General features: G+C 43.3%; 8 protein-coding genes. 1 reads left to right on the forward strand and 7 read right to left on the reverse strand.

All coding sequences use genetic code 11. The features are described 5' to 3' along the window. Nucleotides 1–159 precede the first annotated feature (159 nt). The 3 genes from DXB73_RS00580 to spo0A all read right to left on the reverse strand — a co-directional run bounded on the left by DXB73_RS00580 (nucleotide 160) and on the right by spo0A (nucleotide 3394). Nucleotides 160–876, reverse strand: coding sequence for a pseudouridine synthase (locus tag DXB73_RS00580; protein ID WP_182448155.1), 717 nt, complete (start codon nucleotides 874–876; stop codon nucleotides 160–162). Nucleotides 877–1004: 128 nt separating this feature from the next. Beyond that, on the reverse strand, nucleotides 1005–2441 hold the full coding sequence (glgA, locus tag DXB73_RS00585; protein ID WP_118689792.1) for a glycogen synthase GlgA: 1437 nt from the start codon (nucleotides 2439–2441) through the stop codon (nucleotides 1005–1007). Nucleotides 2442–2602: 161 nt separating this feature from the next. Continuing rightward, nucleotides 2603–3394: a sporulation transcription factor Spo0A gene (gene spo0A, locus DXB73_RS00590; protein ID WP_118689793.1), complete on the reverse strand. Its 792-nt coding sequence runs from the start codon at nucleotides 3392–3394 to the stop codon at nucleotides 2603–2605. Between the two features lie 236 nt (nucleotides 3395–3630). On the opposite strand from spo0A, the gene spoIVB reads away from it, so the two are divergent. After that, nucleotides 3631–4914 carry a SpoIVB peptidase gene (gene spoIVB, locus DXB73_RS00595; RefSeq protein ID WP_118689794.1) on the forward strand — a complete coding sequence of 428 codons (1284 nt, stop codon included), beginning with the start codon at nucleotides 3631–3633 and terminating at the stop codon, nucleotides 4912–4914. Here spoIVB and recN read toward each other — a convergent pair. From recN to DXB73_RS00615, 4 genes are all read right to left on the reverse strand, one after another. Next, nucleotides 4904–6601: a DNA repair protein RecN gene (gene recN / locus DXB73_RS00600; RefSeq protein ID WP_118689795.1), complete on the reverse strand. Its 1698-nt coding sequence runs from the start codon at nucleotides 6599–6601 to the stop codon at nucleotides 4904–4906. The two genes, spoIVB and recN, sit on opposite strands and share 11 nt — an antisense overlap. A gap of 94 nt (nucleotides 6602–6695) precedes the next feature. Then, nucleotides 6696–10937, reverse strand: coding sequence for an Ig-like domain-containing protein (locus DXB73_RS00605; protein ID WP_182448156.1), 4242 nt, complete (start codon nucleotides 10935–10937; stop codon nucleotides 6696–6698). Nucleotides 10938–11009: 72 nt separating this feature from the next. Beyond that, nucleotides 11010–11738 (reverse strand): YebC/PmpR family DNA-binding transcriptional regulator, encoded by a 729-nt coding sequence (locus tag DXB73_RS00610; protein WP_022025175.1) that lies wholly within the window; start codon nucleotides 11736–11738, stop codon nucleotides 11010–11012. A gap of 125 nt (nucleotides 11739–11863) precedes the next feature. Next, a complete protein-coding gene (locus DXB73_RS00615) occupies nucleotides 11864–12325 on the reverse strand; it encodes an arginine repressor (protein ID WP_118689797.1) in 462 nt (153 codons plus the stop codon). Between the last annotated feature and the right edge of the window lie 19 nt (nucleotides 12326–12344).

The raw sequence follows: 12344 nt of genomic DNA on the forward strand, positions 1-12344 counted from the left end.
ACAAACCAACGAGGCAGCGGATTGGTTAGTGCCATAAAAACAATCGACAAAATTCATGGTGGCATGTTCTATCAAAGCAAAAAGCGCTAGGATCGACCAACGGCCGGTTCCAGCGCTTTTATCATGAAATACTTATTCTGTTTACTTGGATAATAGTCCTCATCGCTTTAATGCTGCAATTTCATCGGCTGTCAGTTCCCGGTACTCTCCTGTCTTCAGAGAGTCATCTAAGGTAAGCGTCCCCATGCTCACTCTCTGTAAGTACAATACCGGATGACCTACTTTAGCAAACATACGCTTTACCTGATGGTAACGGCCTTCACGAAGTTTTATCGTAACCGTCTGCTCCTGTTCCTCTGGGAACTGCTCCAAACAAGATACTTTCGCCGGCAACGTCAGCTTCTCATCACCGATATCCATTCCCTGCTCTAGCTGCTTCACATCTGCATCGGACAAATTACCGGCGATCCGCACAAAATATGTTTTATCAACATGCTTACGCGGCGAAAGAAGCTCATGTGCTAAGGCACCATCATTCGTCAGCAGCAGCAATCCTTCCGTATCAATGTCCAACCTGCCCACAGGAAAAACATCTTGTGTATTAGCTTCCTGTAACAGATCTATTACCGTTTTATGCTCTCTATCTGTTGTTGCAGAAACAACGCCGGCAGGTTTATTCAGCATATAATAACAAAACTGCTCGTATATGATCCGCTCACCGTCTAAGGTCACTTGATCTCTGCCCGGATCCAACTTAATTTCCGGACGCTGTGCTTTCATTCCATTTACCGTGACTCGCCCCTGACGAATCCATCTCTTCACTTCTGCACGACTCCCCGTCGTCATCTCGGCAAGCCATTTATCCAATCGCAACACTCACGTTCCTCCCATGAGACATAATAAAAGTCGATACAGCCACAAATTTGAGCATCAGCTCAAATTTGCTATGCGAAGCATAGTCTTTCTTAGCGACCACTTTGGTCGCTTCAGAAAGACTCTTCGTATTACATTCTGTTATACAGATCTGCATACTTCTGCGCAGATGAGTTCCAGGAGAAGTCCATTGCCATGCCACGATCAATGATCTTGTTCCATTCACGTTTGCGATTGAAATACACATCTTTAGCATAACGAATGGTATTTAACATTTCATGCGCATTATAATTTGCAAAGGAAAAACCGGTTCCTGTACCTTCATACTCATTGTATGGCTGCACAGTATCACGCAGTCCACCAGTCTCACGAACGATCGGCACGGTTCCATAACGAAGACTCATCAACTGACTCAATCCACAAGGTTCAAACAGAGATGGCATCAAAAACGCATCACAGGCTGCATAAATCTTGTGTGAACGTTCATTGGAATAGAAAATATTTGCAGATACTCTGTCATGATATTTCCACTCAAAATGACGGAACAGATTCTCATATTTTTCCTCACCGGTACCGAGTACGACAAGCTGCGTATCTTCTGCACAGATCTCCTCGATCACATAGTCGATCAGATCAAAACCTTTCTGATCTGTCAAACGAGAAACAATACCGATCATAAATTTCTTATCATCTTCCGCTAATCCGAGCTCTCGCTGCAGACCGCGTTTATTTTTGATCTTTTCTTTGCGGAAATTCTTAACATTATAGTTGTGATATATGTATGGATCTTTTTCCGGATCATACTCGTTGTAATCCAGTCCATTGACAATACCGACCAACGAATTACTTCTGGCACGCATTAGACCATCCAAATGCTCACCATAAAATGGCATCTTGATCTCTTCCGCATAGGAATCACTCACAGTCGTGACAATATCTGCATATACAATACCGCCCTTCAAATAGTTGGCATCCCCAAATGCCTCTAATTTGTCAGAAGTAAAGAAATATGACTTCAATCCGGTAATATCCTGTACTTTCTGCAAGTCCCATACTCCCTGGAATTTCAAGTTATGTATTGTCATAATTGTCTTAATGCCATGATAAAATGGATTTTCCGCAAACATATCTTTCAGATATACCGGAATCAAACCTGTCTGCCAGTCATGACAGTGAATAATATCCGGACGGAAATTTAAACTCGGCAGTGCGGACAAAGATGCTTTGCAGAAAAAGGCAAACTTTTCTATATCCTCATGTATATTGCCATATGGTTGAAAACCGGCAAAATAAAACTCATTATCAATAAAATAAAATTTTACGCCTTCATATTCCATTTCCATAATACCGACATACTGTTTTCTCCAAGCCAGGTCGATATAGAAATGTGTTACATAATTCATTTTGTTCTTCCATTCTTCTGGAATACATGCGTATTTTGGCACCATAACGCGCACGTCAAATTCATTCTTATCGAAGTATTTTGGCAATGATCCCACAACATCTGCCAACCCACCTGTTTTTACAAATGGTACACATTCTGATGCTACAAACAATACATTTTTCATGGAATACCTCCTTTTTCTTTCGGATTCCCCAATTTAATTTGCTCCCCACCAGTCCTATTACTGATGTGTACATATCCACTGATATTTTGCTAATATTTAGCAGACACATACTCCCTTTATTATAAACTAAATCGAAGATGGTGAAAAGTATTTTTTATCAATTATGCGTTCATCTTGTATTCCAATCGAATCTTATCAGCAAGCAGTGCAATAAATTCTGAATTCGTTGGTTTTCCTTTGCGGTCGCTGACCGTGTAACCAAATAATTCCTCAATAGTATCGACTTTTCCACGGCTCCACGCCACCTCGATCGCATGACGGATCGCACGCTCCACGCGGCTTGGCGTTGTCTGATGTTTTTTGGCAATATTCGGATACAACCGTTTGGTGATCGCTCCAAGCATTTCCGTATCACTGACCGACATCAGAATAGCATCTCTCAAATACTGATATCCTTTAATGTGCGCCGGGACACCAATTTCATGAATTGTCTGTGTTATTTCTGCCTCCATTGAATGATTTTGCAAACGATTTCTATTTTCGAAAACCGTAGTAACTACTTTATCACCTTTCTCTCCCGTCATTCCTACTGACTTGACGCGCGCTATGATAACACGTGTATCAAAAGGTTTTAAAATGTAATAAGCCGCTCCCAATGCAAATGCGTGCTCTGTAACGCTTTCCTGACTGACCGCCGACACGACTATCACCTGTGGATGTACCGGGAAGTCCGGCCGCTGCATCCGTTCCATCACCCCCAGACCATCGATCTTCGGCATGATCAGATCTAACAATACAACATCGGGTCGTTTCAAATGTATAATCTGCAACGCCTCTTCTCCATCCGATGCTGTCCCGACTACTTCCACTTCCTCTTCTTTTTCCAATGCATTTTTCAATAAATTAACAATTCGCCGATTGTCGTCTACTACTAATACCCTAACCTTTTTCACATTCTGCCTCCATTCTCCCTAAGAAACACTGCAGTTACTTTGTTTTCATTATAAATTCTGATCAATTGCAAACTCAAGCAGTGTCCTATTCTTTTATTCGACGTGTACTGGCATAATATGTTAAAAACACTGTTATTATTTGGTAGTTTGTGTCGTATGACGCCATGTATAAATTTGCCGGACTTCGTACATACTTTCCATCAACAAGTTTTTTCAGAAAGGCGTGGTGACAGTTTATGAATCCAAATATTCAAAAAAGAAAACGCATTTACCGCTGTGTACTCCTTTGCCTGCTGCTTATTGTATTTGGAGCAATTTCCTGTCGTTATTACACTGCCGCAGCTAAAAAAATACCGACGAAATTGATATTATATAAAAATCGCACCGAAAGTTTTAATCTGGGCTTTCCGTTTTATGCCAAATTGTCGTCAGATGATGCCAAAGCCGTCTCTTTTCAAAACGATGTTAAATCCACAAATCATGCACGTTCCGGACGGAAAATACAGGCAGTTGGCAACCATATCGGAAGCTACAAAGCAGGTCTGTCTCTGTTTGGTGTTATCCCCTGCGGTTCTCTGACGATTGATGTTGTACCGGAAACAAAAGTGATGCCTGCCGGGAACGCTGTCGGCATCTATTTGGAATCCGACGGCATCATGGTCCTCGGCACGTCCGATGTACAGGGCAATGATGGTTTTATGTATCACCCTGCCAAAAATATCATAAATGCCGGCGATTACCTGTTAGCCATCAATGAAACTTCCGTCCAAAACATTCAACAGGTTACTTCCCTCCTACAGAAAAACGGTTCAAAAACCGTCACTCTGAAGATCCGACGCAATAATAAGGATCTTCAGATCAAGCTAAATCCCATTGCCACAAAAGATGGTTCTTACAGTCTGGGAATCTGGCTTAGAGAAGATACCGAAGGCATTGGAACGATGACCTGTGTATTAGAAAACAATACTTTTGCCGCTCTGGGGCACGGCATTACAGATGTAGATACCGGTCTGTTGATCGAATTAAATAATGGCGGCTTATATCAAGCTACCGTCAATAAGATCGTAAGTGGCAAAAAGGGAACACCCGGCGAATTATCCGGAATCGTTCATTTGAATAATAACAATAAGATCGGTTCTGTATTAACAAATAATCATTGGGGGATTTCAGGAAAGGTATCCGACCATGCATACCAATATCAGGAAGAAAAAGGAATCTCGTTAGCACTGAAACAAGAAATAAAAACCGGCAAAGCATCCATTCGCTGTCAGCTTGGCAAAGAAATAAGAGATTACGAAATCATGATTGATGAAGTTCAGATGAATGCAAAAGATAACAAAGATCTTGTTCTTCGGGTTACTGACCCGGAATTACTCCGAAAAACCGGTGGAATCGTACAAGGAATGAGTGGCAGTCCTATTCTCCAAAACGGAAAATTGATCGGAGCTGTCACTCATGTATTTGTCAATAATCCCCGCAAAGGGTATGGTATTTTTATTGAAGATATGCTCACGAAATAGACTGACGGATCTCTGCCTTTTTATGGATCGCAAGTTCTCTCATCTCACGTGCGCTGTCCATCACGGCATCTGTGATCTGTGCGCCGCCCAAAATTCTTGCAAGCTCCTGCACAGACTGTTCCTCGTCCAAAGCGTAGATCGATGTGGCCGTATGCGCATCTTCATTATTTTTCTCGATCAGATAATGCGTATCTGCCATAGCCGCGATCTGCGCAAGGTGTGATATACAGATCACCTGATGACATCCACCAATGAGCGCCATTTTTTCTGCGACTTTTTGTGCCGTTCGACCGCTGATCCCTACATCAATTTCATCAAAGATCAATGTACTGATCTCATCATGTTCCGCCAGTACCGCCTTAACTGCTAACATAATTCTAGATAATTCACCACCGGATGCCGCCGTTCCGATCGGACGCATCGGCTCTCCCGGATTGGTCGAGATCATAAACTCAACCTCATCTCGTCCATTGACAGAATAATCGGCTGTCTGACGCACCTCGATATGAAACTGCACCTGTAAGAAATTCAGTTCCACCAATGCCTCTGTGATCTTTTGTTCTAGCACCGCTGCATATTCTTTGCGGTATCGCGTAATGACCGTACTCTGCGTGGAAAGCTCTTTTTCCTCAACAGCAAGCTGTTCCTGCAATTCCTTCCGATACGTATCATATTCCTCATATTTTTGCAATTTTTCTGCAACATTTGCCGCATATTCCTCGACAGCTTCTACCGTACTGCCATATTTTGCCTGAAGGGATCTGATCTGATCGAGTCTTTTTTCCACTTGCATCTGTTCCTGCGGATCGCACTCAAAATCTTCCATATAACCGGAAACATCACGGTTAAAATCCCCTAACAGGCTGTCAATCTCTGATAACTGATCTGCAAAGCCCTGTACAGACTCATCATATTCTGCAATCTTGTGCAAATGACGAAGTGCTTCTCCAATCTGATCACTGGCTGCCCCACTGTCTGTCGCAGTCAAACGGCAGGCCTCACCCAAACCTTCTGCAATCGCAGATGCATGAGAAAGTCTTTGATAGTTCTCTTCCAGCTCTTCTTCCTCGCCCTCGCGCAGCTTAGCTTCTGTGATCTCCTGTAGTTCATACTGTAAAAAAGAGGTTTCCCGCAGACGCTCTTCTTCCGGTATTTGTCCCTCTTCCAATTCTGCCTGTATATTCCGATAGTTGCGATAATGTTCCCCAAATTCCTGCAATGCCTGTGCAAGTTTTTCCTTCCCATAACGATCCAAAATTTCCATATGTTTTGACATATGCAACAACGACTGCTGCTCATTCTGTCCATGAATATCGATCAATATTCCGGCAATCTTCTTGATCAAAGACTGTGTTACTGTCTCTCCATTGACACGACATACACTGCGTTTCTGCATTAATTTACGAGAGATCAGCACATCCTCTCCATCTACCGTTACGCCAAGTGCTTCTAGTGCTTCTCGCTGCTCTGGGCGGTCCACGGTAAACAATAATTCCACCAATGCCTGATCCGCTCCGGTCCGTATCATATCTCCGGTAAATTTACCGCCTAATGCCAAATTGACCGATCCGATAATGATAGACTTTCCCGCACCGGTTTCACCGGTGAGTACATTCATATTTTCGGAAAAATCGACTTCCACTTCATCAATGATCGCCAAATTTTTCACATGCAAGTTTACTAACACCAGGTACCTCCTTCTACTCTATCTTCATTCATACTCTCTTTTGCTTTATTTACAAAACGTCAACCGGAATCCCGGCTGACGTTTTGGTTCAATATTATTTATTCACAGACACGATCGTCACTTTACATGCCACTTTACATCCATTGACATACGCATAAATGTAGGTCGTACCCTTTCCTCGTCCTGTCACGACACCATTTGCAACACTGGCTACACGTGCATTAGAACTATACCACGTAACGGTATCACTGGTTCCGAATACCGTCAATGTTTCTGTATCATATTGCCGCATGGACAACGATGACTTATTCATCGCCACGACATTTACACTTACGGTAGAACTTACACCGCCACTCGACATGATGGTGATCGTTGCATTACCGGTTCCTACCGCAGTAACCACGCCATTGGAATTTACCTTTGCAACACGCTTGTTGTCCGAAGCAAACTTCAAGGAATCCGATGTATTATTTGGCAGTACACTATAAGCAAGTTTTGCCTTATCTCCGCGTTTCATCGTCAGACTGGACTGCGCCACTACAATACTGGAAACCGGAATTTCCTCCATCACTTTGACATGACATACCGTTTTCTTGTTGCTGCCATCCTTAGTGTGCGCTGTGATCGTAACCTCTCCTGCTTTGAGACCTGTCACTTTACCACTTCCGGTCACCGTAGCAATGCTGTTATCCGAGGATCTCCATTTCAGCTTTTTAATGCTTGCCTTCTTTGGTCTGATCGATACATTCAGCTTGATCGAATGACCCACAAAACAGGTAGCATACTGTTTGGTCATTGTAATACTTGTAACCCGACGAATAACTGTTACACGACAAGTTGCCTTCGCCTTTATTTTGCCCTTCGTCGTCACTGTCACCTTAGCAGCACCGATCCGCTTTCCTTTCACTTTACCGCCGGAGCTTACGCTGACCACTCGTTTATTCGAAGAACGCCATTTAACAGAAGGAGCTTTCGTTCCATTCGTTGTTATCGTCTTTTTCAAACGATATGACTGTCCAACACCAATACGTATATTGGTCTTATTTAATTTGATCTTTGTTTTTAACTTGGACACCTTAACACGGCAAGTCGCCTTGACACCGGACTGCACCAAAGTACAGGTTATCGTACAGCTTCCATACTTCTTACCGGTCACCTTACCATTCGCATTGACCGTCGCAATCTTCGAATTCGAGCTTCTCCAATTCGAAGCTGTGCTAGCATTTGACGGTGCTACGATCTTGCGGATCGTAAAACTATGTCCTTTCGCAATATTTTTGCTGACCGGTGATAGTCTCAACTTAACGGCCGGTACTACGGTCACTGTACAGGTACGTGTGATACCGCTTTCCACTGCCGTACACACGATTGCCGTAACTCCTGTCTTCACACCGGTAACCTTGCCCTTGGCATCAACCTTTGCCACACTGCTGTTTCCAGATTCATACTTCACGGACTTATCCGTTGCATTCTCCGGCGTAAAGACCGCATTGATCTGGAACGAACCACCTACCGTAACAGTTTTGTTCGTTGGACTGACGGCAAAATCTGTCGCCGGAACTTTCTTTTCTACAACTGTAACATAGCATTGGATCGGATCCTGCTTACCGATATCTTCTGCCCAACAAGTAACAACTACCGGACCTCCTACTGTTACACCATGTACAACACCCTCATCAGTTACTGTCGCTACTTCCTCATCGGCAGATGCAAAATGCAGTGTTTTATTGACAGAATCCGAAGGATTGAATAAGACTTCCAGCGTCAGATCACTTCCCTCTTCTACTTCTACATATTTTTCTGCAAATTCGATCGACTGCAATCGATTGCGCACTGTAATAGAAATCGCTGTCTTTGCAGGACTCTTACCATCCTTACGTGGATTACCTTCTACCATTACAACTGCTGATCCTGCAGAAATTGCTGTAATTCGACCCTCTTCGTCAACAGAGACTACTTCTTCCCCACTGATCACACTCCAGTTCAATGTAGGATCCGATGGTTTTTCCGGCTTAAACGTTGTTGTTACCTGGTAAATATCCCCTACGATCATATCCAAATGCGTAACATCTGTCGTAATCTCCGTGATCGGATCTTCTTTGATCGTAATAATACATTGTGCCTGTACATGGTTCGGATTATACTTTGGCGTAACTGTAATGATCGTTTCGCCCTCCGTTAACAATGTCACAACACCATTCTTATCAACACTGGCAACCGGCTCAGAAATATTAGAATTCACATTTCTGGCAGTCCAGACAAGCTCTGTTTCCGTTGCATTTGCCGGCTCGTACAATGCTTTCAAAAATACAAAACCGGACGCAAGTGTCGTTGTATACTCTGTTCCTTTATCAATGCGCAGACTGGTGATCGGTGCAGTGACCGTGATCACACAAGTTGCGTACGCTTTATTATCCATATTAAAAGCGGTAATAACAGCACTTCCGACTTTATTTAAGGCTGTTACTTCAGCCGAAATATTACCATCATTGGCGGAAACTTTTAACATTGATGTATCCGAAGATATCCATTCAATATTCGCTTTCGGCGCATCAATATTGGTATGTAATGTAACGCTGCCTCCTACTTCGATCGATGCATGATCCGGTGTGATCATAAAATCTGTCGCGGCTACATTAACCGTGATCACACAAGAAGCGACCCAAGTAACACCATCACTGTCTGTCCATTTCAAAGTAACCGTAGCATGTGTGTTAGCTGGCGTTTCTTTCTTAGCAGTCACCGTAATATACTGTCCCTTTGTATCGCTGAGCGAAACATACTCTTCGCCATCTACGGTCCATTCAAACTGCGATGCCTCTGCTACGGCATCTGAACCAATGACACCATGCAGATCTAATGTACTGCCGACTGCCATACTTGTTTCAGATATATTTAAGGAAAATGTATTTACAACGGTCACGCTCACAGTAACCGTATCTGTTCCCGTTGGAAAGCCCGGAATCTCATCGGTCGAAACCGATCCGTTCAGTTTCACTGATAATTTTGCATTACCGAGTGCCTTTGTTCGAACTAACATCTCCGCTTCATCAATAGAAATGATCGAATTACCGGTCGCTCCTAAAACAGTTGCCGTAAACTTCTTTTTCAGAACATCTCTCGGAATGTTAAACGCCGTCGACAGATCATAGGTACCACCGAGACTTACTGTAACTTCCTTATCGGTGAAGTCACACGATACGCTCGTCTTTAAGTTTACAGATCCGCACGCACAATTGCCTGACTTACTATCCTCAAAACTTTTGTAGGTTCCTTTGACATAAAACTGAATGTTGTATTCTCCGGACTTAGCATCAACACGGTAGTACGACTTGCCATTGCTGCGGAAATAATACAAGTCAATATCCTGATAATCTTGTCCCAAATTGCCAAGAGAATCGCGTACTAACACAGAATGTTCTCCTTCTCCTTTGGAAATAACCCAACTGATCTTATCACCGATTGCGATCTGCGGGTTTGCATCACTTTCAACCGTAAGTTGGATCATATCACCGTCTCTTACCACAACCGATCCGGTATCACTGGAACCACCGGCTAATATTGTGTTGCCATCTTGCGATAGTATCTGCGGCCTGACAAATACATTGATCGTATCCGTGTAACTGTCTGTACCTTCCGTCCATGTCACCGTAAGTGTTGCAGGACCTGCTCCTACAGCCTGTAATACATGGTTCACAGCATTATATCGAATAACATCTGTATTACTGCATACCCAATCCGCTTCTTTACCATTTCCGAAAATTAACTTCAGAAAATTATTGCCGTCGGTAGAAGAACCTATATTTACGCTGCTTCCGTAATTCATGATCAATGCTTTTCTGGAATCTTCCGGATACAACTTTTCTAACTTAACACCCTGTACTCCCGTCAGATATTCGTTGATAGAAAACGCAAGTTCCAACGTCATTGTTATAATATCTGAAGTACCATCTGCATGATCGATCGTAACACGAATCGTCACATCACGAATCTGCGCATCTACCTGTTTGACAACTAATACGGCGGTACCACCTTTTTTGAATCCTGCGGCATCTGCATTTTCAATCTCAACAAGACTGGGATTCAAACTCTGCCATGTACAGACATCATTGGACTGTATTCCAAGCACAGCAAAAGTATCCCTCGAACGACGCATTGCAATACGCCCTCCATCTCCTACCTGATTACCGGAACTATCCGTAAATGTATATTCTGCTGCCTGTACAGATCCCGTATTCTTAATAGCAAAATAAGCGGCAAACCCTGTCAGGCATACCGCAAATAAACAAACTAATGCTATGATTTTTTGATAAAGGCATTTCTTCTGTCGGCTCATAATTCTCCTCATTTCCAACAATTACAACGTTCTAATAGTTATTTCGGCAGAACTATATCTCGTCTTAACCGTCTACTCATCCCAATTATGATATACATACTGTACATCATCATCTTCATCTAACAGATCCAATGTACGCTGCAACTGTTTAATATCATTTTCATCATTCAACGTAACATACGTTTGTGGCAACATTGTGACTTCTGCACTTGCCATCGCAATATTCTCTGCCTCTAACGCCTCTCTAACTGCACTAAAATCTTCCGGTGCTGTCGTAATTTCAAAGGAATCATCCTCTTCATTAAAGTCATCAGCTCCTGCATCCAATGCGATCATCATCAGATCATCTGCCTCCATATCGCACTCTTCCTTGTCGATAATGATCTGTCCCTTTTCATCAAACATATAGGATACACAGCCCTGTGTTCCAACACTTCCGCTACCCTTTGTGAAGGCGTTTCGGACATTACTAGCCGTACGGTTCTTATTGTCTGTCAACGCTTTTACAATGATCGCCGTACCATTCGGACCATATCCCTCATAAGTTACCTCTTCGTAATTAACTGCGTCAATATTACCTGCTGCTTTTTTGATACCACGCTCGATCGTATCATTTGGCATATTATTGGCTTTAGCTTTCGCAATAACATCACGAAGTTTGCCGTTATTGTCCGGATCCGGACCGCCCTCTTTGACGGCTACCGCAATCTCTCTTCCGATGACAGTAAAGATCTTACCTTTTGCTGCATCATTCTTCTCTTTCTTATGTTTAATGTTTGAAAATTTTGAATGTCCTGACATTTTTTTTACTTCCTTTCTCTTATTTCACACTACGAACAAAGCCGCCTTGTGTCTTTCAGCCCTGTCGTTCCTGCGAATGCTGTTTGTACGCACCCAGCCAAATTCCAGTATATCACGAAATAAGTTTACTGTCTATCCTCATGAACCAGTTCCGCGATCCGCATCTGCACTGCTGCCACTTCCCCAACAGACCGTATCGCGCACATCACCGTATCATCCCCGGCGATCGTCCCGACCACACCGGAAATCTCCAATTTGTCGATCGCCGCCGCAACAGCCATCGCCATACCGGAAATCGTTTTGATCACCAGCAGGTTTTCTGCCTGTTCCAAAGAGATCAAACCATCCTGCAGTACACGGACATACTTTTGATATAAATTAGCCTCTTCCTGAAGCAGCGTGTATTTTTGTCTGGGACCATCTCCCACAGACACTTTTGTCAGCTTTAGCTCACGAATATCACGCGATATCGTTGCCTGCGTCACAGAATACCCTGCCTGCTGCAATCTTTCCGCTAACTCCTCCTGCGTCTCGATCTCATACTTTCCGATCAACTCTATGATCTTCGCTCTTCGCTCCAGTTTCATATATTCCGCACCTCACTCC

The sequence above is a fragment of the Clostridium sp. OM05-6BH genome (assembly GCF_003481635.1).
In the GTDB taxonomy this organism is placed as follows: Bacteria; Bacillota; Clostridia; order Lachnospirales; family Lachnospiraceae; genus Butyribacter.